General features: G+C 66.4%; 25 protein-coding genes. 19 read left to right on the top strand and 6 right to left on the bottom strand.

What is annotated here, in order from left to right; genetic code table 11:
- Positions 1–180: 180 nt before the first annotated feature.
- Entirely contained in the window at positions 181–717 is a 537-nt protein-coding gene (locus tag PVZ77_RS11340; RefSeq protein WP_273806514.1) for a L,D-transpeptidase family protein, read from the bottom strand.
- A gap of 112 nt (positions 718–829) precedes the next feature.
- A complete protein-coding gene (locus PVZ77_RS11335) occupies positions 830–1,384 on the bottom strand; it encodes an NUDIX hydrolase (RefSeq protein ID WP_273806513.1) in 555 nt (184 codons plus the stop codon).
- 127 nt (positions 1,385–1,511) lie between these two features.
- Here PVZ77_RS11335 and PVZ77_RS11330 point away from each other — a divergent pair, with 127 nt between their 5' ends.
- From PVZ77_RS11330 to purT, 3 genes are all read left to right on the top strand, one after another.
- On the top strand, positions 1,512–2,099 hold the full coding sequence (locus PVZ77_RS11330) for a CoA pyrophosphatase (protein WP_158891347.1): 588 nt from the start codon (positions 1,512–1,514) through the stop codon (positions 2,097–2,099).
- Between the two features lie 77 nt (positions 2,100–2,176).
- Positions 2,177–2,374 carry a DUF1289 domain-containing protein gene (locus PVZ77_RS11325; protein ID WP_058792006.1) on the top strand — a complete coding sequence of 66 codons (198 nt, stop codon included), beginning with the start codon at positions 2,177–2,179 and terminating at the stop codon, positions 2,372–2,374.
- 21 nt (positions 2,375–2,395) lie between these two features.
- Positions 2,396–3,577, top strand: coding sequence for a formate-dependent phosphoribosylglycinamide formyltransferase (gene purT / locus PVZ77_RS11320; RefSeq protein WP_273806512.1), 1,182 nt, complete (start codon positions 2,396–2,398; stop codon positions 3,575–3,577).
- Between the two features lie 60 nt (positions 3,578–3,637).
- On the opposite strand, the gene PVZ77_RS11315 is transcribed toward purT, so the two are convergent.
- Both PVZ77_RS11315 and PVZ77_RS11310 read right to left on the bottom strand, forming a co-directional pair.
- A complete protein-coding gene (locus PVZ77_RS11315) occupies positions 3,638–4,942 on the bottom strand; it encodes an MFS transporter (RefSeq protein WP_273806511.1) in 1,305 nt (434 codons plus the stop codon).
- 188 nt (positions 4,943–5,130) lie between these two features.
- Positions 5,131–5,931, bottom strand: a complete 801-nt coding sequence (locus PVZ77_RS11310) for a cytochrome C assembly family protein (RefSeq protein WP_183632952.1) — start codon at positions 5,929–5,931, stop codon at positions 5,131–5,133.
- Between PVZ77_RS11310 and PVZ77_RS26085 the strand changes: the two genes are divergently transcribed.
- The 14 genes from PVZ77_RS26085 (at position 5,930) to PVZ77_RS11245 (ending at position 18,841) form a co-directional block, all read left to right on the top strand.
- Entirely contained in the window at positions 5,930–6,175 is a 246-nt protein-coding gene (locus PVZ77_RS26085) for a hypothetical protein (protein WP_443218026.1), read from the top strand. The two genes, PVZ77_RS11310 and PVZ77_RS26085, sit on opposite strands and share 2 nt — an antisense overlap.
- A 176-nt stretch (positions 6,176–6,351) precedes the next feature.
- On the top strand, positions 6,352–7,731 hold the full coding sequence (gene ffh / locus PVZ77_RS11305) for a signal recognition particle protein (protein ID WP_273806510.1): 1,380 nt from the start codon (positions 6,352–6,354) through the stop codon (positions 7,729–7,731).
- Between the two features lie 250 nt (positions 7,732–7,981).
- Positions 7,982–8,230 (top strand): 30S ribosomal protein S16, encoded by a 249-nt coding sequence (gene rpsP, locus PVZ77_RS11300; protein WP_017640797.1) that lies wholly within the window; start codon positions 7,982–7,984, stop codon positions 8,228–8,230.
- A 5-nt stretch (positions 8,231–8,235) separates the two neighbouring features.
- The gene (rimM, locus tag PVZ77_RS11295; RefSeq protein ID WP_064307868.1) at positions 8,236–8,772 is read left to right on the top strand and encodes a ribosome maturation factor RimM; all 537 of its coding nucleotides are present in this window, start codon (positions 8,236–8,238) and stop codon (positions 8,770–8,772) included.
- A gap of 3 nt (positions 8,773–8,775) precedes the next feature.
- Positions 8,776–9,513: a tRNA (guanosine(37)-N1)-methyltransferase TrmD gene (trmD, locus tag PVZ77_RS11290; RefSeq protein ID WP_273806509.1), complete on the top strand. Its 738-nt coding sequence runs from the start codon at positions 8,776–8,778 to the stop codon at positions 9,511–9,513.
- Positions 9,514–9,555: 42 nt separating this feature from the next.
- Positions 9,556–9,906, top strand: a complete 351-nt coding sequence (rplS, locus tag PVZ77_RS11285) for a 50S ribosomal protein L19 (RefSeq protein WP_007160957.1) — start codon at positions 9,556–9,558, stop codon at positions 9,904–9,906.
- A 69-nt stretch (positions 9,907–9,975) separates the two neighbouring features.
- The gene (locus PVZ77_RS11280) at positions 9,976–10,389 is read left to right on the top strand and encodes an acyl-CoA thioesterase (protein WP_007160958.1); all 414 of its coding nucleotides are present in this window, start codon (positions 9,976–9,978) and stop codon (positions 10,387–10,389) included.
- The gene (gene xerD, locus PVZ77_RS11275) at positions 10,386–11,276 is read left to right on the top strand and encodes a site-specific tyrosine recombinase XerD (RefSeq protein ID WP_273806508.1); all 891 of its coding nucleotides are present in this window, start codon (positions 10,386–10,388) and stop codon (positions 11,274–11,276) included. Before PVZ77_RS11280 ends, xerD begins: the two co-directional genes overlap by 4 nt.
- A 62-nt stretch (positions 11,277–11,338) precedes the next feature.
- Positions 11,339–12,064 (top strand): thioredoxin fold domain-containing protein, encoded by a 726-nt coding sequence (locus tag PVZ77_RS11270; protein ID WP_158891329.1) that lies wholly within the window; start codon positions 11,339–11,341, stop codon positions 12,062–12,064.
- A gap of 60 nt (positions 12,065–12,124) precedes the next feature.
- On the top strand, positions 12,125–13,429 hold the full coding sequence (locus PVZ77_RS11265; RefSeq protein WP_208692582.1) for a homoserine dehydrogenase: 1,305 nt from the start codon (positions 12,125–12,127) through the stop codon (positions 13,427–13,429).
- 46 nt (positions 13,430–13,475) lie between these two features.
- Positions 13,476–14,885, top strand: coding sequence for a threonine synthase (gene thrC, locus PVZ77_RS11260; protein ID WP_273806507.1), 1,410 nt, complete (start codon positions 13,476–13,478; stop codon positions 14,883–14,885).
- A gap of 293 nt (positions 14,886–15,178) precedes the next feature.
- Complete coding sequence (locus PVZ77_RS11255) at positions 15,179–15,718, top strand: YaeQ family protein (RefSeq protein ID WP_158891322.1); 540 nt, start codon at positions 15,179–15,181, stop codon at positions 15,716–15,718.
- Positions 15,718–17,439 carry a single-stranded-DNA-specific exonuclease RecJ gene (gene recJ, locus PVZ77_RS11250; RefSeq protein WP_273806506.1) on the top strand — a complete coding sequence of 574 codons (1,722 nt, stop codon included), beginning with the start codon at positions 15,718–15,720 and terminating at the stop codon, positions 17,437–17,439. The genes PVZ77_RS11255 and recJ overlap by 1 nt, the downstream gene beginning before the upstream one ends.
- A 298-nt stretch (positions 17,440–17,737) precedes the next feature.
- A complete protein-coding gene (locus PVZ77_RS11245) occupies positions 17,738–18,841 on the top strand; it encodes an NADH:flavin oxidoreductase/NADH oxidase (RefSeq protein ID WP_273806505.1) in 1,104 nt (367 codons plus the stop codon).
- 39 nt (positions 18,842–18,880) lie between these two features.
- Here the strand turns inward: PVZ77_RS11245 and PVZ77_RS11240 are convergent, their stop codons facing one another.
- Entirely contained in the window at positions 18,881–19,351 is a 471-nt protein-coding gene (locus PVZ77_RS11240) for a nuclear transport factor 2 family protein (protein ID WP_093256106.1), read from the bottom strand.
- A gap of 190 nt (positions 19,352–19,541) precedes the next feature.
- Here PVZ77_RS11240 and PVZ77_RS11235 point away from each other — a divergent pair, with 190 nt between their 5' ends.
- On the top strand, positions 19,542–20,237 hold the full coding sequence (locus tag PVZ77_RS11235) for a tellurite resistance TerB family protein (protein WP_273806504.1): 696 nt from the start codon (positions 19,542–19,544) through the stop codon (positions 20,235–20,237).
- 3 nt (positions 20,238–20,240) lie between these two features.
- Here the strand turns inward: PVZ77_RS11235 and PVZ77_RS11230 are convergent, their stop codons facing one another.
- Positions 20,241–21,143, bottom strand: coding sequence for a LysR family transcriptional regulator (locus PVZ77_RS11230; RefSeq protein ID WP_273806503.1), 903 nt, complete (start codon positions 21,141–21,143; stop codon positions 20,241–20,243).
- A 146-nt stretch (positions 21,144–21,289) separates the two neighbouring features.
- Here PVZ77_RS11230 and PVZ77_RS11225 point away from each other — a divergent pair, with 146 nt between their 5' ends.
- A complete protein-coding gene (locus PVZ77_RS11225) occupies positions 21,290–22,963 on the top strand; it encodes a GMC family oxidoreductase (RefSeq protein ID WP_273806502.1) in 1,674 nt (557 codons plus the stop codon).
- The last annotated feature ends 40 nt before the right edge of the window (positions 22,964–23,003 follow it).

Raw genomic sequence — 23,003 nt, 5'->3', positions numbered from 1 at the left:
GGCAAGGCCTAGGGGGCCCTGCGAAGACACCTGAGGAAGCGGATCGGACGCGCGCTCGACCGGGCTCACGCGCGAGTTACGGGCGGTAAATGAGCATTGCGACAGGGCCGCCCAGACCGGGCTGGCGACCCGGGGCCTCTTCAGCGCGGTTTGGCCGACGCGCAGCCTTTGGATAGGCTCTCAGGGGCGGATCTCGATCAGGGTACCGTCCTTGACCAGGCCCCAGACCTCGCGCATGTCATGGTTGGTCAGCGCGACGCAGCCATTGGTCCAGTTCAGTGAGTTGAAGTACCACTCGGGGTATTCCTCGTCGATGGGCGTACCGTGCAGCATGATCATGCTGCCTGGGGGTACGCCAGCCTGATGCGCGCGGGCCAGATCCTCCCGGTTGGGATAGGAGATGTGCATGGCCAGGTTGAACTTGTCGCTGGTCTTGCGCCAGTCGATCCAGTAGAAGCCTTCCGGCGTACGCTGGTCGCCCTCGCGCAGCTTGGGGCCGCGGGGGTTCTTGCCCAGCGAGATGCGATAGGACTTCATCACGGTATCACCGCTGAGCAGTTGCAGCTGATTGCGCGACTTTATCACCAGCACCTTGTCGATCAGCGGCGCGGCCGGCTGGCGGATCACCGTGACGCTGGTGCTGGCCTGGGCCAGCTGGGGAAGCAACGAACCGCACAGCGCATAGCAGAGCGCCAACAACAGGTGCAACGGACGCATGTCGGGAAGATCCTCGGAAGAGCTCAGGGCCTGTTCAGGGTCTCGCGAGCTAGAGACAAACAAGGCATTTTCAACGCCGTTGGGCCGACGCGCGGCAGACTTTGAACAGGCCTTAGGCAGGCTTGGGGGCGACCACCATGGGCGCCATGCCCTCATGACGCAACGGATACTCGCCGCGACGGCGGTCGGCGAAAAAGCATTCTAGTGTTCGCTTGATGGTCGGAAAAGCCAGAGACGACCAGGGGATGTCGGCTTCGTCCAGAAGGCGCACATCGAGACTTTCCTCGCCGACGGCAAAGCGGCCGTCGACCAGCTCGCCACGGAACAGCATGTAGATCTGATCGATGTGCGGCAGATCGAAGAGGGTATAGAGCTCCAGGCCCTGCACGTGCGCGCCGGCTTCCTCGAAGGTCTCGCGGGCGGCAGCCTCGGTGGTGGTCTCGCCGTTTTCCATGAAGCCCGCCGGCAGTGTCCAGTAACCCTTGCGCGGCTCGATCGCGCGCTGGCAGAGCAGCACCTTGCCCTCCCAGGTCGCCAGGCAGCCGGCCACCACCCGCGGATTCTGATAATGCACTGCGCCGCACTGGCTGCAGACCAGGCGCATCCGGTTGTCACCCGCGGGAGTGCGCGCTTCCAGCAGTCCGCCACAGTGATTGCAATGCTTCATGGTTCATCCTCGTTTTGCTGCAGTGTGCCGGGGCGCTCCCGGGCCTCGCAAGCGATGGCTGGACTTGGGATTGCCCGGCGGGCGTGCCATGATCCAGGGGATACGATGAGCAAGGGAGAATCTTGGCGTGGATGAGTTGCTCCAGCGCCTGCGTCACTATCAGCCGCGCACCCTGAGCGGGACCGAAAGCTACCAGGAAGCGGCGGTGCTGGTGCCCATCATTCGGGGCGAGCATCCCGAGTTGCTGCTCACCCTGAGGGCCAGCAACCTGTCCACCCACGGCGGCGAGGTGGCCCTGCCGGGCGGCCGTCGTGATCCCGAGGATGCCGACCTGGTGGCCACCGCCCTGCGCGAAGCCGAGGAAGAGGTCGGCCTGCCGCCGGGCCTGGTGGAGGTGATCGCACCCCTGAGTCCGCTGGTGTCGCGCTACGGCCTGGCGGTGACCCCCATCGTCGCGCTGATTCCCGATCAGCTCGAATACATCCCCAGCGAAGCCGAGATCGCCGCGATCTTCACCGTGCCCCTGCGGTTCTTCTGCGAGGTGCCACCGGACTACACCTTCCGGGTCGACCACGATGGCCTGCGCTGGCAGGTGCCCAGCTATCAATATGGCGAGCACCGCATCTGGGGGCTGACCGCGGTGATCATCGTCGAACTGGTCAACCTGCTGTACGACGCCGGCATCGTGCTCAAGGCACCGCCCAAGCGGGATTGAGCGGTATCGGCAAGGTAAAGGCACATGCCAAATTTGGTATTAACGGGCACAATGCGCGGCCATTCGAGGGAAGCCGCATGACCACCGCCGATTCACCCGTGCGTTCGCCCTGCGTCCATGTCTGTGCCCTGGACGAACAGGACATCTGCATCGGTTGCCAGCGCAGCGCCGCCGAGATCACCCGCTGGATGTCCATGAGCGACAGCGAGCGCCGCGAGGTGCTGCTGCGCTGCGACGAGCGGGCGCGGGCGGGCGGTGCGGCCTTCCTGACCTGATATCAGCCGGAGAGATCTGTCATGCCCCGTATCGGTACCCCCCTGTCCCCCAGCGCCACCCGCGTGCTGCTCTGCGGCTCCGGCGAACTGGGCAAGGAAGTCATCATCGAACTGCAGCGCCTGGGCGTCGAAGTCATCGCCGTGGATCGCTACGCCGATGCCCCGGCCATGCAGGTCGCCCACCGCAGTCACGTCATCGACATGCTCGACGGCGCCGCCCTGCGCGCGGTGATCGAGCGCGAGCAGCCGCATTTCATCGTGCCGGAGATCGAAGCCATCGCCACCGCCACCCTGGTGGAGCTGGAGGGCGAGGGCTACACCGTGGTGCCCACCGCCCGTGCGGCCCAGCTGACCATGAATCGCGAAGGCATCCGTCGCCTCGCCGCCGAGGAGCTGGGCCTGCCCACCTCGCCCTATCACTTCGCCGACACCTACGAGGACTACGCCGCCGCCGCCGAGGCGCTGGGCTATCCCTGCGTGGTCAAGCCGATCATGAGCTCCTCGGGCAAGGGCCAGAGTCTGCTGCGCAGTGCCGACGAGCTGCAGGCCGCCTGGCAGTACGCCCAGGAGGGCGGGCGTGCCGGCAAGGGCCGGGTGATCGTCGAGGGTTTCGTCGACTTCGACTACGAGATCACCCTGCTGACCGTGCGCCACGTCGGCGGCACCTCCTTCTGCGCGCCGGTCGGGCATCGCCAGGTCAAGGGCGACTACCACGAGTCCTGGCAGCCCCAGGCCATGAGCGAGCAGGCCCTGGCCGAATCCGAGCGGGTCGCCCGTGCCGTCACCGAGGCCCTGGGCGGTCGTGGCCTGTTCGGCGTGGAGCTGTTCGTCAAGGGCGATCAGGTCTGGTTCAGCGAGGTCTCGCCGCGGCCCCATGACACCGGCCTGGTGACCCTGATCTCCCAGGATCTCTCCGAATTCGCCCTGCATGCCCGGGCCATCCTCGGCCTGCCGATTCCCACCATCCGCCAGTTCGGCTCCTCGGCCTCGGCGGTGATCCTGGTGGACGGCGACTCGCGCCAGACCGCCTTCGCCAACCTGGGCGCGGCCCTGGCCGAACCCGACACCGCGCTGCGCCTGTTCGGCAAGCCCGAGGTGAAGGGACAGCGGCGCATGGGCGTGGCCCTGGCTCGCGATGAAAGCATCGAGGCCGCGCGGGCCAAGGCCGTGCGTGCGTCCCAGGCGGTGAAGGTCGAGTTGTAACGGCGTCCGCGCATCACGAAAAAAGGGCCCCGCGGGGCCCTTTTTCTTGGATGGAAAAAGCTACAGCGACTGGTCGCGCGTTTCACGCATGCAGAGCACCGCCACCAGGCTGATGGCCGCCGCCGCCGAGACATAGCCGCCCACCCAGCTCAGGCCGCCGGCTTCCACCAGTTGCTGCGCGGCGTAGGGGGCCAGGGAGGCGCCAAGGATGCCACCCAGGTTATAGGCGGCCGAGGCGCCGGTGTAGCGCACCCGGGTGGGGAAGATTTCCGGCAGCAGGGCGCCCATGGGACCGAAGGTCATGCCCATGAGAAACAGCTCCAGGGCCAGGAACAGGCCGACCGCCTGACTGGAGCCGTGGGTCAGCAGCGGCTCCATGGCGAAGCCCGACAGCAGGGCGGCGACGGCGCTCGCCGCCAGTACCGGCTTGCGGCCGAAGCGATCCGCCAGCCAGGCCGACAGCGGCGTGGCCAGGGCCATGAACAGCACCGCCACGCAGAGCAGGCCGAGGAATTCCTGGCGGCTGTAGCCGAGGTTCTTCACCCCGTAGCTCAGCGAGAACACCGTGGAGATGTAGAAGAGGGCGTAGCACACCACCATGCTCAGGGCGCCCAGCAGCACTGCCTTCCCGTGTTTGCCGAAGGTCTCGACCATGGGCAGGCGCAACTTCTCGCGGCGGGCCATGGCTTCGGCGAACACCGGCGTCTCGTGCAGTGACAGCCGCACATAGAGGCCGACCACCACCAGCAGGGCGCTGAGCAGGAAGGGGATGCGCCAGCCCCAGGCGCGGAATTGCTCGTCGTCCAGCAGCAGCGCCAGGGCCAGGAACAGGCCGTTGGCCATGAGAAAGCCGATGGAGGGGCCGAGCTGGGGGAACATGCCGAACCAGGCGCGCTTGCCGGGTGGGGCATTCTCGGTGGCCAGCAGCGCCGCGCCGCCCCATTCGCCACCCAGGCCCAGGCCCTGGCCGAATCTCAGTAGACACAGCAGGATCGGTGCCCAGACGCCGATGCTGGCATAGCCGGGCAGGAGGCCGATCAGGGTGGTGGAGATGCCCATCAGCAGCAGCGAGGCCACCAGCGTGGACTTGCGGCCGATGCGATCGCCGAAATGGCCGAACAGCAGCGAACCCAGGGGGCGCGCCAGGAAGGCGATGCCAAAGGTGATGAAGGCGCTGAGGGTCTGGGCCATGCCCGCGCCCTGGGGAAAGAATACGGGGCCTATCACCAGGGCCGCGGCCGTGGCATAGACATAGAAGTCATAGAACTCGATGGCGGTGCCGATGAAGCTGGCGGTGGCCACGCGGGTAGGGGAATTACGCGGCACGGAGGTGGGCGCGTCGAAGGCGGCAGCGGTCGTGGACATGCAGGGGTACCGGGCAGTCGTTCTTGTAGGAGGCGTCTGCCGGAGCGGCCCGATGGGGCAGCGGCTGTCCGAGGATGGGGACGGGCGGGACGACCTGTTATGACGTGCCGGGCGCGAAGCGGCTGTTGGCCGGGTCGCGCCGAACGTGGTTCGGTCGCCTGATTATGCAGGTAGTGGAACGACGACTGTCAACGATGCAGGATGAATTCCCGCACCAGCTTGCTACCGAAGTAGGCCAGCATCAGCAGGATGAAGCCCAGCAGCGTCCAGCGGATCGCCGTATGGCCGCGCCAGCCCAGGCGATGGCGGCCCCACAGCAGGATGCCGAACACCACCCAGGCGATGCAGGAGAGCACCGTCTTGTGGATCAGGTGTTGGGCGAACATATCCTCGACGAAGAACCAGCCGGAGATCAGCGCCAGCGACAGCACTACCCAGCCCGCCCAGAGAAAGCCGAACAGCAGGCTTTCCATGGTCTGTAGCGGCGGAAAGCTGCGGATCAGTCCCGAGGGGTGCTTGTTCTTGAGTTGATGGTTCTGCAGCAGCACCAGGCAGGACTGCAGCACCGCCAGGGTGAAGAGACCATAGGCGATGATCGACAGCAGTACGTGCACGACGATCTTGGGCGATACGTCCAGCGGGGTCACGGTGCCCGGCGGCACGAATTCGGCCAGCAGCGCGGTGATGGCGCCGAGGGGATAGACCAGTACCAGCAAGGGTTGCAGCGGCATGCGCAGGCAACCGATCAGCATCAGGGCGATGGCGGTCGCCGAGATCAGGCTCGAGGCGTCGAAGAAGTCCAGGCTCAGGGTCGGCTCGAGGATCAGCTGCAGGTAGACGGCCAGGGCGTGGGGCAGCAGGGCCAGGATGCCGGCGCCCAGGACCAGGGGCTTGTTCGATGGCTGTTTGCGCAGCAGGCAACTGCCCTGGTAGAGGGTCGCGAGCAGATAAAGGGCGGCGGCCAGGAGGGTGGGCAGCAGGGCGTGCATGGTCCGGATTCAGCAGAGCGGAAAGCAGGCGAGTGTGGCACAGACAGGGCGGTACAGAAAGTCTGAGCCGCGCCCTGGCGCCGGCCGGCCAGACCGGGCGAACCCTTGCCGCCACCGGGTGGTCCCAAGAGGTACATATCTAGAAGAGGTCGCGACCATGCTTAAATTTCTCGGCGGTACCATGGGCATCATCTTTCTGATCGGCCTGGTGGTGGTCATCGGCATCTTCTCGCTGATTTTCTGATCCCGTCCCCTCGGGCACCGGCCTTGGCGCCGGTGCCTGTCTTTCCTTTCTCGGCTGCTCGCCGAATCGGGCATTGCTGACGGATTCACGCGGTACAGGCCCCAGCGGCTATCCCTGGTCAGGCGCTCTTTCGTTATACTTGTCGGTCAGCCGCCGTTTCTGCCCTGGATGTCCGCATGTTCGAGAATCTCACAGACCGCCTGTCCCAAAGCCTGCGCCACATTACCGGCAAGGCCAAGCTCACCGAAGACAACATCAAGGACACCCTGCGCGAGGTGCGCATGGCGCTGCTCGAGGCGGACGTCGCCCTGCCGGTGGTCAAGGAGTTCGTCAACCGGGTCAAGGAGCGGGCGGTCGGCACCGAGGTGTCCAAGAGCCTGACGCCGGGGCAGGCCTTCGTGAAGATCGTGCGCGCCGAACTCGAAGCCATCATGGGCGCGGCGAACGAGGATCTGGCGCTCAACGTCGCGCCGCCGGCGGTCATCCTCATGGCCGGCCTGCAGGGCGCGGGCAAGACCACCACCGCGGGCAAGCTGGCGCGCTTCCTCAAGGAACGCAAGAAGAAGACCGTCATGGTCGTCTCCGCCGACGTCTACCGCCCGGCCGCCATCAAGCAGCTGGAAACCCTGGCCGGGGAGGTGGGGGTCACCTTCTTCCCCTCCGACATCAGCCAGAAGCCGGTGGAGATCGCCCAGGCCGCCATCCGTGAAGCCAAGCTCAAGTTCATCGACGTGGTCATCGTCGACACCGCCGGTCGCCTGCACATCGATAGCGAGATGATGGCGGAGATCCAGCAGGTCCATGCCGCCACCAAGCCGGCCGAGACCCTGTTCGTGGTCGACGCCATGACCGGTCAGGACGCCGCCAACACCGCCAAGGCCTTCAACGACGCCCTGCCGCTGACCGGCGTGATCCTGACCAAGGTCGATGGCGATGCCCGGGGCGGTGCCGCCCTGTCGGTCCGCCACATCACCGGCAAGCCGATCAAGTTCATCGGCATGGGCGAGAAGAGCGAAGCCCTCGATCCCTTCCACCCGGATCGCGTCGCCTCGCGCATCCTCGGTATGGGCGACGTCCTCTCGCTGATCGAGCAGGCCGAGCAGACCCTGGATCGCGAGAAGGCCGACAAACTGGCCAAGAAGCTCAAGAAGGGCAAGGGCTTTGATCTCGAAGACTTCCGCGACCAGTTGCGGCAGATGAAGAACATGGGCGGCCTGGGTTCGCTGATGGACAAGCTGCCGACCATGATGGGCGGCATGAACATCCAGCAGATGGGTAATGCCCAGGGCGCCGCGGAAAAGCATTTCAAGCAGATGGAAGCCATCATCGACTCCATGACCCCGGCCGAGCGCCGTGATCCGGAGCTGATCAGTGGCTCGCGCAAGAAGCGTATCGCCCTGGGCTCCGGTACCCAGGTGCAGGACGTCGGCCGCCTCATCAAGCAGCACAAGCAGATGCAGAAGATGATGAAGAAGGTCACCGCCAAGGGTGGCATGGCCAAGATGATGCGCGGCATGGGCAGCATGCTCCCCGGCGGCGGCATGCCCAAGATGTGATTTCCTGGTGCCGCCCGTCGCCAGATGGTCGGCACTGGAAAGGGCTCTGCAAGGGGTGTCGGCACCAGTGCTGATGCACCTTCGCGAGCGACGAGGCTCCGCTGCTGGAGTCTCCAGGCTGCCGCAATGCCGAGGGCACCGTTTAAAGCCATTGGCAAACCGGGTGACAGCCCTTAGAATATGCGGCCTTTCGGGCCATGTGGCCCAGTGTGCCCACAGCTACAAGCACCGACTACAGGAACGAAGTTCAATGGTAACCATCCGTCTAGCCCGTGGCGGCTCCAAGAAGCGCCCCTTCTACCACCTGACCGTGACCAACAGCCGCAATGCGCGTGATGGTCGTTTCGTCGAGCGCATCGGTTTCTTCAACCCGGTGGCCAGCGGCGCTGAAATCCGTCTGTCGGTGGACCAAGAGCGTGCCAGCTACTGGCTGTCGCAGGGCGCCCAGCCGTCCGAGCGCGTCGCTCAGCTGCTCAAGAGCGCTCAGGCTACCGCCTGAAGATCATGAGTACGCCGACCTCCGCCCCCGACCTGGTGGTCCTGGGCAAGATAGTTTCGGTCTTCGGCGTACGCGGTGAGCTCAAGATCTACTCCTTTACCGATCCGCTCGACAATCTGCTGGACTATCGGACCTGGACGCTCAGGCGCGAAGGCGAGACCCGGCAGGTCAAGGTGCTCGGCGGTCGGTTGCACGGCAAGGTCCTGACGGTACGTTTGCAGGGCCTGGACGATCGTGAAGAAGCCCGCCTGATGGCCGGTTTCGAGATCTGCGTGCCGCGCAGCGAATTGCCCCAACTGGGCGCCGGTGACTACTACTGGCATCAGTTGGAAGGTCTCAAGGTGATCAATCGCGAAGGCCAGTGGCTGGGTGTGGTGGATCATCTGCTGGAGACCGGGGCCAACGACGTCATGGTGGTCATGCCCTGTGCTGGCAGCCTCGACGATCGAGAGCGTCTGTTGCCCTATCTGCCCGACCAGTACGTGCTGGCGGTGGATCTGGCCAAGGGCGAGATGCAGGTCGACTGGGACGCGGATTTCTGATCCATGCGTATCGCTGTCATCAGCCTCTTTCCCGAGATGTTCGAAGCCGTGAGCGCCTATGGCGTGAGCGGTCGCGCGATGAAGCAGGGGCTCCTGGAGCTGACCTGCTACAACCCGCGCAGCTATACCGAGGATCGCCACCAGACCGTGGACGACCGGCCCTTCGGCGGCGGTCCCGGCATGGTCATGAAGATCCAGCCGCTGGAGCGTGCCCTGGCCGATGCCAGGGGTAATTCGGCGGCGAAGGTGATCTACCTGTCCCCCCAGGGTCGCAAGCTCGACCAGGCGGCGGTACGGGAACTGGCGCAGGAGGAACATCTGATCCTCATCGCCGGGCGTTACGAAGGTATCGACGAGCGTTTCATCGAGACGCACGTGGATGAAGAATGGTCGATTGGCGACTATGTGCTGTCCGGCGGTGAATTGCCGGCCATGGTGCTGATCGATGGGGTTACGCGACTGCTGCCCGGAGCCTTGGGGCATGTGGATTCCGCCGAGCAGGACTCGTTTACCGACGGTCTGCTCGATTGCCCGCACTACACCCGACCCGAGGTGTACGAGGGCCGTCGCGTACCCGACGTGTTGCTCAGTGGTAACCACGAGCATATCCGGCGCTGGCGCCTGCAGCAGTCCCTGGGACGTACTGCGGAGCGACGCGCCGATCTTCTGGATGGCCGCTCGCTTTCTGGGGAAGAGCAGAACCTGTTGGCGGAATATCTCCGTCAGCGGAACGATAGTTAGGTATCGATGGCGGGCCGCGGCCTGTCTTAGGAGCAGAGTGACATGACCAACAAAATCATTGCCCAGATCGAAGCTGAGCAGATGAACAAAGAAATCCCGGCGTTCGCCCCCGGCGACACCGTGATTGTCCAGGTTAAGGTGAAGGAAGGCGACCGTCAGCGTCTGCAGGCCTTCGAAGGCGTGGTGATCGGCAAGCGTAACCGCGGCCTGAACAGCGCCTTCACCGTACGCAAGATCTCCAACGGCGTTGGCGTCGAGCGTACCTTCCAGACCTACAGCCCGCTGGTCGACAGCCTGAGCGTCAAGCGTCGCGGTGACGTGCGCAAGGCCAAGCTGTACTACCTGCGCGAACTGTCCGGCAAGGCTGCCCGCATCAAGGAAAAGCTTTCCTGATCGCGGCGTGACCAGAAAAAAGCAGCTTCGGCTGCTTTTTTCGTTTCTGAGGTTCGAGGTATGGCAGACATGACGACCCGCGAAGCGGAAATCCAGCGGCGCACGGCGCTGTCGGAAACCCGTGTGGCCAAGGCGGTCTTCCCGCCCACCACCAATCATCACGACACCCTGTTCGGCGGCACCGCCCTGGCCTGGATGGACGAGGTGTCCTTCATCACCGCCACGCGCTTTTGCCGCAAGCCGCTGGTGACGGTCTCCACCGACCGGATCGATTTCAACCACCCCATTCCCGCCGGCTCCATCGTCGAGCTGATCGGCCGGGTGGTGAAGGTCGGCAACACCAGCATCAAGGTGCAGGTGGAGGTCTTCGTCGAAGGCATGCTGGCGGAAGGGCGCGAGCGCGCCATCAACGGTGCCTTCAGCTTCGTCGCCGTCGATGACGAGGGCAAGCCGACGCCGGTGCTGCCCGGATTCGCCGCGTGAGCGCCGAGCGGCTGATCGAGGAATTCCTCGACGCCCTGTGGCTGGAAAAGGGGCTGTCGCCCCATACCCGCAGCGCCTATCGCACCGATCTGCTGGCCTTTGCCCGGTGGCTCGAGGGCAGGGGGCTGACCCTGGAGACGGTCGGCCGTGACGCCGTGCTCGATCACCTCGGCTGGCGCCTGAGCGAGGGTTACCAGGCACGTTCCACGGCGCGCTTTCTCTCCGGTCTGCGCAGCTTCTACAAGTACGGCGTACGCGAAGGGCGGATCGCCGAGGACCCGACGCTGCTGGTGAGCATGCCGCAACTGGGCGCGCCGCTGCCCAAGAGTCTGTCCGAGGCGGATGTGGAGGCGCTGCTGGCCGCGCCGGATACCGAAGACAGTCTCGGCCTGCGCGATCGCACCATGCTCGAGGTGCTCTATGCCACCGGATTGCGGGTGACCGAGCTGATCAGCCTGACCCTCGACGAGATCAACCTGCGCGAGGGTTCGTTGCGGGTGTTCGGCAAGGGCAGCAAGGAACGGCTGATTCCCCTGGGCGAAGAGGCCATCGCCTGGCTGGAAAACTATCTGAAGACCGCGCGTCCGCTGCTGCTGGGCGGCCAGCCCGGCGATATCCTCTTTCCCAGCCAGCGGGGCACGCCCATGACCCGGCAGACCTTCTGGCACCGCATCAAGCTGCATGCCCAGGTGGCCGGCATCCGTACCTCGCTGTCGCCGCACACCCTCAGGCACGCCTTCGCCACCCATCTGCTCAACCACGGCGCGGATCTGCGCACGGTGCAGATGCTGCTCGGCCATACCAGCCTGTCCACCACCCAGATCTATACCCACGTCGCCCGCGTGCGGCTGCAGCAACTGCACGCCCAGCACCATCCGCGCGGCTAGGGCCCACCGCCGTAGCCGGCAGGTCTGTGGTAGGCTTGCCGGCGTCTCAACAGGAGTCAAACATGCGTATTTCCCAACTGTTGCTCGCCGCTTGCCTGGGGCTCGGCGTGCAACTGGCTCAGGCCGAACCTGAGCAGGCCATTCGCCAGAGCCTGACCGCGCTGCAACCCAATCTCGCCATCGAGTCCATCGCCAAGAGTCCGCTGGAAGGCCTCTACCAGGTCCAGCTCAAGGGCGGCCGCGTGCTCTATGCCAGCGGCGATGGCCAGTTCGTCATGCAGGGCTATCTGTATCAGGTCAAGGACGGCAAGGCCTCCAACCTGACCGAGAAGGCCGAGAACGTCGCCGTGGCGCGGCAGATCAATGGCCTCGATCGCAACCAGATGATCGTCTATCCCGCCCAGGGCGAGACCAAGGCGCACATCACCGTCTTCACCGACACCACCTGCCCCTATTGCCAGAAGCTGCACGCCGAGGTGCCCGAGCTGAACAAGCGCGGCATCGAGGTACGCTACCTAGCCTTCCCGCGCCAGGGCATGGGCTCGCCGGGTTCCAAGCAGCTGGAGGCGGTCTGGTGCGCCAAGGACAAGCCGGCGGCGCTGAACCAGATGTTCACCGGCCGTGAGGTCAAGTCCGAGAGCTGCCAGAATCCGGTCGCCCAGCAATTCGCGCTGGGGCAGAACATGGGCATCCAGGGCACGCCAGCGATCATCCTCGCCGATGGCCAGATGATCCCGGGCTACCAGCCGGCTGACCAGCTGGCGGAAGCGGCAATCAGCGCCCGCTAGGCGCGGCGAGAGATTTCAACGGCGCTGCGGAGCGGCGCCACCTGATAGGGGGATAAGGGTGTGAAGCCGGTCAAAGTAGGCATCTGTGGTCTGGGTACCGTGGGCAGCGGGACCTTCAACGTGCTCAAGCGCAACGCCGAGGAAATCGCCCGGCGCGCCGGGCGGGGTATCGAGGTGGCGCAGATCGCCCAGCGCCGACCCAATCCCCAGTGCGACACCGGCAGTACGCCGATCACCGCCGATGTCCTGGCGGTGGCCGACAATCCCGAGATCGACGTGGTGGTGGAGCTGATCGGCGGCTACACCCTGGCCCGCGAGCTGGTGCTGCGCGCCATCGCCAACGGCAAGCACGTGGTCACCGCCAACAAGGCGCTGATCGCCGTGCACGGCAACGAGATCTTCGCCAAGGCACGCGAGCAGGGCGTGATCGTCGCCTTCGAGGCCTCGGTGGCCGGCGGCATCCCGGTGATCAAGGCGCTGCGCGAAGGCCTGGCCGCCAACCGTATCAACTGGGTGGCCGGCATCATCAACGGCACCGGCAACTTCATCCTCTCCGAGATGCGCGAGAAGGGGCGCACCTTTCCCGATGTCCTGGCCGAAGCCCAGGCGCTGGGCTATGCCGAGGCCGATCCGACCTTTGACGTCGAAGGCATCGATGCTGCCCACAAGCTGACCATCCTGGCCTCCATCGCCTTCGGCATTCCGCTGCAATTCGACAAGGCCTACACCGAGGGCATCACCCGCCTGACCACCGCCGATGTCGGCTACGCCGAGGCGCTGGGCTATCGCATCAAGCACCTGGGCGTGGCGCGCAGCACCGCCCAGGGCATCGAGCTGCGGGTGCACCCGACGCTGATCCCGGCCGATCGCCTGATCGCCAACGTCAACGGCGTGATGAACGCGGTGATGGTCAATGGCGATGCCGTCGGCTCGACGCTGTTCTACGGCGCCGGTGCCGGGCAGGAGCCGACCGCCTCGGCGGTGGTGGCCGACCTGGTGGACGTGGTTCGCGCCATGACCTCGGATCCCGAGAATCGCGTGCCGCACCTGGCCTTCCAGCCCGATGCGCTGTCCGACCATCCGGTGCTGTCGATCGAGGCCTGCGAGAGCGCCTACTATCTGCGCATCCAGGCCAAGGATCACCCGGGCGTGCTGGCCCAGGTGGCGAGCATCCTCTCGGCGCGTGGCATCAACATCGAGTCCATCATGCAGAAGGAAGCCGAGGAACATGACGGCCTGGTGCCCATGATCCTGCTGACCCATCGCGTGACCGAGCGCCACATGGTCGAGGCCATCACCGCGCTGGAAGCCCTGGACGATGTCGTCGGCGATGTCGTCCGCATCCGCGTCGAGCACCTGAACTGAGCAGCCTGGCGGCGCCCGGCGCCGCCGTCTTTCCCGAGGTCGAGTCATGCGTTACATCAGTACCCGCGGCCAGGCGCCCGCGCTGAATTTCGAAGAAGTGCTGCTGGCGGGTCTCGCCAGCGATGGCGGTCTCTACGTACCGGAAAACCTGCCGCGCTTTTCCCTGGAGGAGATCGCTTCCTGGGCCGGCCTGCCCTATCACGAGCTGGCCTTCCGGGTGATGAAGCCCTTCGTCGCCGGCTCCATCGCCGATGCCGAATTCAAGGCCATCCTGGAAGAGACCTACGCCGGTTTCGCCCATGGCTCGATTGCGCCGCTGCGCCAGCTGGACGCCAACGAGTGGGTGCTGGAGCTGTTCCACGGCCCGACCCTGGCCTTCAAGGACTTCGCCCTGCAACTGCTGGGACGGCTGCTCGATCACGTGCTGGCCAAGCGTGGCGAGCGCGTGGTGATCATGGGCGCCACCTCCGGCGACACTGGCTCGGCGGCCATCGAAGGCTGCAAGCGCTGCGAGAACGTCGACATCTTCATCCTCCATCCGCACCAGCGGGTGTCGGAAGTGCAGCGCCGGCAGATGACCACGCTGCTGGGTGACAACATCCACAACATCGCCATCGAAGGCAACTTCGACGACTGCCAGGAGATGGTCAAGGCCAGCTTCGCCGACCAGGGCTTCCTCAAGGGCACCCCGCTGGTGGCGGTCAACTCGATCAACTGGGCGCGGATCATGGCCCAGATCGTCTACTACTTCCACGCGGCCCTGCAGCTGGGCGCCCCGGCGCGCTCCATCGCCTTCTCGGTGCCCACCGGCAACTTCGGCGACATCTTCGCCGGCTACCTGGCACGCAACATGGGTCTGCCGGTGAGCCACCTGGTGGTGGCCACCAACCGCAACGACATCCTGCACCGCTTCATGTCCGGCAATCGCTACGACAAGCAGCAGCTGGAAGCCACGCTGTCGCCGTCCATGGACATCATGGTCTCGTCCAACTTCGAGCGCCTGCTGTTCGACCTGCACGGTCGCGATGGCCTGGCCCTGGCCGAGCTGATGGCGAACTTCCGCAGCAGCGGCACCCTGACGGTGGCGGACGATCGCTGGACCGAAGCGCGCAAGCTGTTCGACTCCCTTGCCGTGAGCGATGAAGAGACCTGCGCCACCATCGCCGAGGTCCATGCCGCCACCGGCGAGGTGCTGGATCCGCACACCGCCATCGGCGTGCGCGCCGCTCGCGAATGCCGGCGCAGCCTGGCCACGCCCATGGTGGTGCTGGGTACGGCGCACCCGGTGAAATTCCCCGAAGCGGTGGAAAAGGCCGGCATCGGCGCGACCCTCAGCCTGCCGACCCACCTGGCCGACCTGCTGCAACGCGAAGAGCGCTGCACCGTGCTGCCCAACGACCTCGCCGCCGTCCAGGCCTTCGTCAGCCGCCACGGCAAGCGCGGTCAGCCGCTGTAGGGTTTTTAGCCCTCCAGATCGCGACTATCGCGGCCCATGGCCGCGATGAGCGGCGTAGGGTGGGTAACGGCGCAGCCTTACCCACCGGTGCCCGAAGCCCGGCGTGGAAAACGCTGCGCGGTTTTCCACCCTACGTATCAGGTAGGTTGGGTTGAGACGGCTCCAGCGTCGAAGCCCAACAAGGCAGACTCCAACCGTCGCTGCTGCGCGCAAGCCAACCTACGGATCCGCGGTCCCAAGCCCCTCTGCCTTTTCCGGTACAATGCCCGGCTTTCCCTGCCGGTGACCCGCCCATGGCTCTGCAAGCCACGCCCTACAAAGTCGAACTCAACCTCACCGATCTGGATCGCGGGGTCTACGAGAATCTGCGTCTGACCGTGGCGCGGCATCCTTCCGAGACCGAGGAGCGAATGGCGGTGCGTTTGCTGGCCTATGTGCTCTGGTACAACGAGCAGCTGGCCTTCGGCCGCGGCCTGTCCGACGTCGACGAGCCGGCGCTGTGGGAAAAGAGTCTCGATGGCCGGGTGCTGCACTGGATCGAAGTCGGCCAGCCCGATGCCGACCGCCTGACCTGGTGCAGCCGTCGCACCGAGCGCACCAGCCTGCTGGCCTACGGCAACCTGCGCGTCTGGCAGACCAAGGTGGTGGACGCGGTCAGGACGCTGAAGAATCTGCATATCGCCGCGGTTCCCGCCGAGCCCCTGGCCGAGCTGGCCCGCGATCTGCCGCGCAGCATCTCCTGGCAGGTGACGATCAGCGAAGGCACCCTGTTCGTCACCGACGACCGCGGTCAGCACGAATTGCAGCTGGAATGGCTGCTGGGCGAACGTTGATGCGCCTGGAGCCCCGTCCGCTGCCGGCGGTCTTGCCCGACCTGGGCGACCTGCCGCCGCTGCTCACCCGGCTCTATGCCGCGCGCGGCGTGACCTTGCCGGAAGAACTGGACAAGGGCCTGGCGCGGCTGGTGCCCTATTACCAGCTCAAGGGTATCGAGGCGGCGGTGGAGCTGCTGGCGCGCGCCCTGGAAGAGCGCCGGCGCATCCTCATCGTCGGCGATTTCGATGCCGACGGCGCCACCGCCAGTGCCGTGGGCGTGCTGGCCCTGCGTCGCCTGGGCGCGGCCTGGGTCGACTACCTGGTGCCCAATCGTTTCGAATACGGCTACGGCCTGACGCCCGAGATCGTCGCCGTGGCCCTGCAGCGCGAACCCGAGGTACTGCTTACCGTCGACAACGGCATCTCCAGTCTGGACGGCGTGGCTGCGGCCAAGGCGGCCGGGCTGCAGGTGGTCATCACCGACCACCACCTGCCGGGCGCCGAATTGCCCGCCGCCGATGCCATCGTCAATCCGAATCAGCCGGCCTGCGCCTTTCCCAGCAAATGCATCGCCGGCGTCGGGGTGATCTTCTATGTGATGCTGGCCCTGCGCAGTCGCCTGCGCGAGAACGGCTGGTTCGCCCGTCAGGGCCTGGCCGAGCCCAATCTGGCCGAGTTGCTGGATCTGGTCGCCCTCGGCAGCGTCGCCGACGTGGTGCCGCTGGACGCCAACAACCGCATCCTGGTGCACCAGGGGCTGATGCGTATCCGCGCCGGTCGGTCACGACCGGGGCTCAAGGCGCTGCTGGAAGTGGCCGGGCGCCAGCCGGGCAAGGTGGCCTCCAGCGACCTCGGTTTCATTCTCGGCCCGCGGCTCAATGCGGCGGGGCGCCTGGACGACATGTCCATCGGCATCGAGCTGCTGCTCTGCGAAGACCCGCAGCTGGCGCAGGAATATGCCCAGCAGCTGGACGACTTCAACAAGGATCGCAAGAGCATCGAGCAGGGCATGCAGCGCGAGGCGCTCAAGCAGCTCAAGGAGTTGCCGGAAGACAATCTGCCCTTCGGTCTCTGCCTGTTCGATCCGGAGTGGCACCAGGGCGTGATCGGCATCCTCGCCTCGCGCCTCAAGGAAAAGTATCACCGCCCGGCGCTGGCCTTCGCCGACGACGGCAGTGGCAACGGCATGCTCAAGGGCTCGGCGCGTTCGGTACCCGGCCTGCACATCCGCGATGCCCTGGACGCCGTGGCGACCCGTCATCCGGGACTCATCACCAAGTTCGGCGGTCACGCCATGGCCGCCGGCCTCAGTCTGCCCCAGGCGCACTACGAGACCTTTGCCGCCGCCTTCGATGCCGAGGTGCGGCGCCACCTGCAGGCCGAGGATCTCAGCGGTCGCCTGCAGACCGATGGCTGCCTGGCCCCGACCGAATTTCAGCTCGGCCTGGCCCAGGCCCTGCGCCAGGCCGGTCCCTGGGGCCAGCAGTTTCCCGAGCCGCTGTTCCACGGCACCTTCGAGATCCTCTCCCAGCGGCTGCTCAAGGAACGGCACCTCAAGCTGACCCTGCGCAGCGAGCAGGGCGGCCCCGAGCTGGACGGCATCGCCTTCAACATCGACCGCGACACCTGGCCCGATCCCAACATCCGCTGGGCCGAACTGGCCTATCGGCTGGACGTGAACGAATTCCGCGGCAACGAAAGCGTGCAGTTGCTGGTGGTGCACCTGGCACCGCGTTAGGTCTCGCTTGAAAAGCGCCTGCGCGCGGTGATGGCGCGTTGAAAATCAGCTGGATCGCCAGTCCGAGCGAATGCCCGTTTACCGCTCGCAAACTCGAGCGCGAGTCCGATCCGCTTCCGCGCTGATCTGATTCGCTGGCGCTCACCCTCCGTGCCAGTCGTTGGCTGTTACTCCCGTTGGTCGTTGCGCCTTGCCTGGCCTTCGCTCGGCGACTTTTCCGGCGAGCCCGGTCGGATCGGCGATCTATTCTGGTCGGACGCACTCCAATGCCGTGCATCCCGACTAGACGAGGTCCGCCATGAGTCTCCTGTTCCAACCCCTGACCCTGCGTCAGCTGACCCTGCCCAATCGCGTGGTGGTCTCCCCGATGTGCCAGTATTCCAGCGAAGACGGCTTCGCCAACGACTGGCACCTGGTTCACCTTGGCAGTCGTGCCACCGGTGGCGCCGGTCTGGTGATCTTCGAGGCCACCGCGGTCACCGCCGATGGGCGCATCACGCCCCAGGACCTGGGGCTGTGGAAGGACGAGCAGATCGAGCCCCTGCGGCGCATCACCCAGTTCATCGAAGGCCAGGGTAGCGTCGCCGGCATCCAGCTGGCCCATGCCGGCCGCAAGGCCAGCACCTGGCAGCCCTGGCTCGGCAAGCACGGCAGCGTGCCCATCGCCGAAGGCGGTTGGGTGCCGGTGGCGCCCTCGGCCATCGCCTTCGATCCCCAGCACACCCGGCCCACGGCGGTGGATCGCGACGACATCGCCAGCATCCGCCGGGCCTTCGTGGACACCGCCGAGCGGGCCCTGGCGGCCGGCTTCAAGGTGGCCGAGATCCATGCCGCCCACGGCTATCTGCTGCACCAGTTCCTCTCGCCGCTCTCCAACCGCCGCGAAGACGACTACGGCGGCAATTTCGAGAATCGCATCCGTCTGCTGCTGGAGGTGACCGCCGACGTGCGGGCGGTCTGGCCGGAAGCGTTGCCGCTGTTCGTGCGGGTCTCGGCCACCGATTGGGTGGAAGACGGCTGGGACGTCGACGAGACGGTGGAATTGGCGCGGCGGCTGAAGACCCTGGGCGTCGACCTGATCGACGTCTCTTCCGGCGGTACCGCGGCCCAGGCCGACATTCCCACCGGGCCCGGCTACCAGACCCAGTTCGCCGAGCGGGTACGCAAGGAAGCCGGGATTCCCAGTGGCGCGGTGGGCATGATCACCGATGCCGCCCAGGCCGAGCACGTGCTGCGCACCGGCCAGGCCGACCTGGTGTTGCTGGCCCGCGAACTGCTGCGCGATCCCTACTGGCCGCTGAATGCCGCCGAGGCCCTGCGCGAAAAGGTCTCCTGGCCGCCGCAGTACGTGCGCGCCGCCCACCGGGATACGCCGCTGCGCAAGCCATTCGGGGCGGAATAGGGCGCGGGACGGAGCCATCCGTGCGGATGGCTCCCCGGGTCAGGGCTTGACAGGGCGCAGCATCGCCTCCAAGGCGTCGCTGTCGTAGTAGTCGCCCAGGTACCAGATGCGGCCGTCGCGGATCTTCATGATGCTGGCGCCGCGGATCTTGACCGGTTGCTTGCCGGTGGCGGTGACGCGGTTGCCGGTCAGTTCCCATTCGAAGGCAATGCTGCGCGGGCCGATGACCGGCTTGTGCACCATCTTCACCTGCAGATCCGGAACGGCCTTGAGGGTAACCTTGACGATCCGGTCGCGGGCCTGGGTGCGGCTGGTCTCGGTGGTGGCGGCGCCACTGTCGAAATACTGCACCTTGGGATCGAGCAGGGCGCTGGCGGCCTCAGCGTCGTGATCGTTCCAGGCATCGAGATAGCGATTGGCGATGAGGCGCGCGTCCTCGGCGGCGGCCTGAACCTGGCCGGCGGTGAGGGCGAGCGAAAGCGCGAACAGCACAGCCAGACGCGAGCGCATGGGGTGTCTCCGGCAACTGCAGGGGGAAGGCGCAAGAGTAGCGCCGTGGGCGGCCCGCGGTCAGCAATATTTTGTATCGACCGGCTGGTCGCGACGGCGACCCGGCAACATTCGGTAAGCAGGTGCCGGGAGCCAGACGGTGTGGTCGGCGGTCCTAAAGGGCTGAATCCTGACTCTGTGGAGGTCATCCATGAACACCCGCGGTTTGCTTGATCAATTGCTCAAGGCCGGTCAGCAGGCGCTGGCCAAGAAGACCGGTCACTCGGCCCCCCGACCCGGCACGGCGTCCACCGGCAAGGATCCCCTGGGCGGTCTGTTCTCCGGACTGGGCAACAGCGGCCTGGCGGCCGGGGCCCTCACCGCCCTGCTGGGCAGCAAGCGCGGTCGCGCCATGGGTGGCAAGGCGGTCGGCTATGGCGGTCTGGCAGCGCTCGGCATGGTGGCCTACAAGGCCTATCAGTCCTGGCAGGCCAATCAGGCCCAGGGTACGGCGGCCGTCGAGCCCCGTACCGTGGATCGGGTACCGGAACACGAAGCCGAGGCCCATGGCCGGGCGGTGCTGATCGCCCTGATCGCGGCAGCCAAGGCCGATGGTCACGTCGATGACCAGGAGCGCCAGGCCATCGAGGCCGAGATGGCCAAGCTGGACAACGATCCCGAGTTGCGCGGCTGGCTGCAGCGCGAACTGGAGCAGCCGCTGGATCCGGCCAAGGTCGCCGCGGCGGCGGAAACGCCCGAGATGGCCGCCGAGATGTACCTGGCCAGCCTGATGCTGATCGACGATCAGCAATACATGGAAAAGGCCTACCTGGACGAGCTGGCGCGCCAGCTGCGCCTGGAGCCCGGCCTGCGCGCCGAGCTGGAGCGTGAGGCCGCGGCGGTCTGACGGCTAGGCGAGCGGGCGTTCCTCGCCCAGCAGGACGCTCCGCTCCGCCGCGCAGAGGTGCAGCAGGAAATCCCAGACCACGCGCAGGCGCGCTGAGCGGTGCAACTCCCGGTGGGTCGAGATCCAGTACTCGCGGGTGAAGGACCGCTCCGGGAGCACGCCTTCCAAGGGGGTGTTCTGGCCCACCAGGTAGCAGGGCAGCACCGCGATGCCGATGCCGGCGCAGGCGGCTTCGCGCTGGGCGATGACGCTGGTGCTGCGAAAGACGATGCGCGGCTCGGGGCAGAGCCCCTGGATGAATTGCAGTTCACGGGTGTACAGCAGGTCGTCGACGTAACCGATGAAGGTCTGTTCGCCGAGGTCGGCTTCGGCGTCCAGCGCCGGTGCTCGATCCAGATAGGCGCGACTGGCATAGAACCTCAGGCGATAGGGCGTCAGTCGCCGGCCGATCAGGCCTTCGGCGGTGGGTCTTTCCAGGGTGATGGCGATGTCGGCCTCGCGGTTGGTGACGCTGACGAAGCGCGGCACCGAGACCAGCTCCACTTCCAGCCCCGGATAGTCGCGCAGCAGCGCCCCCAGGCGCTGGGCGAGAAAGCCGGTGCCCAGGCCTTCGGTCACTCCGACCCGCACCTGGCCCAGCGGATTGAGTCGCTGGGTGACCGCCTCCTGGGCCAGCAGGGCGGCTTCCTCCATCGCCTGGGCGTGCGCCAGCAGGGCCTGACCGGCCGGGGTGAGCTGGTAGCCGCTGGCCTGTTGCACCAGCAACTGGCTGCCCAGGGCGCGTTCCAGAGCCTCCAGGTGGCGGGCAACGGTCGCATGACTGACGCCCAGACTGCGGGCGGCGGTGAGCAGGCGGCCATGGCGCTGGACCTCCAGAAAAACCCGCAGATCGTTCCAGTCGAACATCCCTTTTCCTCGTCTAGGCCTGTCTGCCCGGCCGCTTGCTGGTCACTGTTCAGAAATGCACAGCCGTTGCCCGTTTTCTGCGACTGTTGTTCGCGGATGACGACACTAGGATAGGGACCACAACAACAAAAAAGCGAGGGAACGTCATGCCCGGTCCTGCTGCGGAATATGACTTCATCATCGTCGGCGCCGGTCCGGCCGGCTGCCTGCTGGCCAATCGGCTGTCCGCCGATCCGGCCCATCGCGTGCTGCTGCTGGAAGCCGGCGGCCGTGATAACCATCCCTGGATCCACATCCCCGTCGGCTACCTGTTCTGCATCGGCAATCCGCGCACCGACTGGTGCTTCAAGACCGAGGTGGAAGCGGGCCTGGGTGGCCGCGCGCTCAATTATCCCCGTGGGCGGGTGCTGGGCGGCTGCTCCTCCATCAACGGCATGATCTACATGCGCGGCCAGGCCCGCGACTATGACGGCTGGGCCGCCGCCGGCAATCCCGGCTGGGGCTGGCAGGACGTACTGCCGCTGTTCAAGCGCATGGAAGATCATTGCGATGGCGCCTCGGCCTTTCATGGTGCCGGGGGCGAATGGCGGGTCGAGCGGCAGCGCCTGCACTGGACGCTGCTCGACGCCTTTCGTAGCGCCGCGGGCGAAACCGGCATCGCGCCGGTGGACGACTTCAACACCGGCGACAACGAAGGCTGCGGCTACTTCCAGGTCAATCAGCGCAATGGCGTGCGCTGGAATGCCGCCAAGGCCTTTCTCAAGCCCATCCGCCAGCGCGCCAATCTGCAGGTGCTGACCGGTGTGCAGGTGGAGCGGGTGCTGCTGGAGGAGGGCAGGGCACGGGCGGTGCTGGCGCGGCTGCCGGGCCAGGCCGAACCCCAGCGCCTGGTGGCACGGCGGGAGATCGTGCTCTGTGCCGGCGCCATCGGCTCGCCGACCCTGTTGCAGCGCTCCGGCATCGGTCCGCGCGGTCTGCTCGAAGGCCTGGGCATCGGCGTCCGGCACCGGCTGGAAGGGGTGGGCGGCAATCTACAGGATCACCTGCAACTGCGCCTGATCTACCGGGTGCACGGCGTGCCGACCCTCAATGCCCTGGCCGGCAGTCTCTGGGGCAAGCTGGGCATGGGCCTGGAATACCTCTGCAAGCGCAGTGGTCCCCTGGCGATGGCGCCGAGCCAGCTGGGCGCCTTCGCTCGCTCCGATCCGGCGCAGCCCTCGGCCAATCTGCAGTATCACGTGCAGCCACTGTCGCTGGAGCGCTTCGGCGAGCCGCTGCACGGCTTTCCCGCCTTTACCGCCTCGGTGTGCAACCTGCGGCCGGCCAGTCGCGGCCAGGTGAGCATCTGCAGCGCCGACCCGCTGGCCGCGCCGCTGATCCAGCCGCGCTACCTCAGCGCGGAAGAAGACCTCAGGGTGGCCGCCGATGCCATTCGCCTGACCCGGCGCCTCGTCGCCGCCCCGGCCCTGGCCGCCTACCGGCCCGAGGAATACCTGCCGGGACCGGCCTACCAGAGCGAGGAGGAGTTGCGGCAGGCCGCCGGCGCCATAGGCACCACCATCTTCCATCCGTCCGGCACCTGCCGCATGGGCCAGGATGCCGATGCCGTGGTCGATGCGCGCCTGCGGGTGCATGGCATCCCGGGGCTGCGGGTGGCCGATGCCTCCATCATGCCGACCCTGGTCTCGGGCAACAGCTGCTCGCCGACCCTGATGATCGCCGAGCAGGCGGCCAACTTCATGCTGGCCGAGGCCCGCGAACAGGGCAGCATCGAGGTGCCCGCCGCGATCGCCAGGGCCAGCGCGGTCTCCGCTGCCTAGACGCGTCCATCCGGTTTCACCGACGGCGGGGCCTCCCGCC

Origin of the sequence: Pseudomonas sp. SHLD1, assembly GCF_028640935.1 — a bacterium.
Classification (GTDB): Bacteria; Pseudomonadota; Gammaproteobacteria; order Pseudomonadales; family Pseudomonadaceae; genus Chryseomonas; species Chryseomonas aestiva.
Note: the sequence above shows the minus strand (reverse complement) of the source record. Positions and strands in the feature narration are given on the sequence as shown.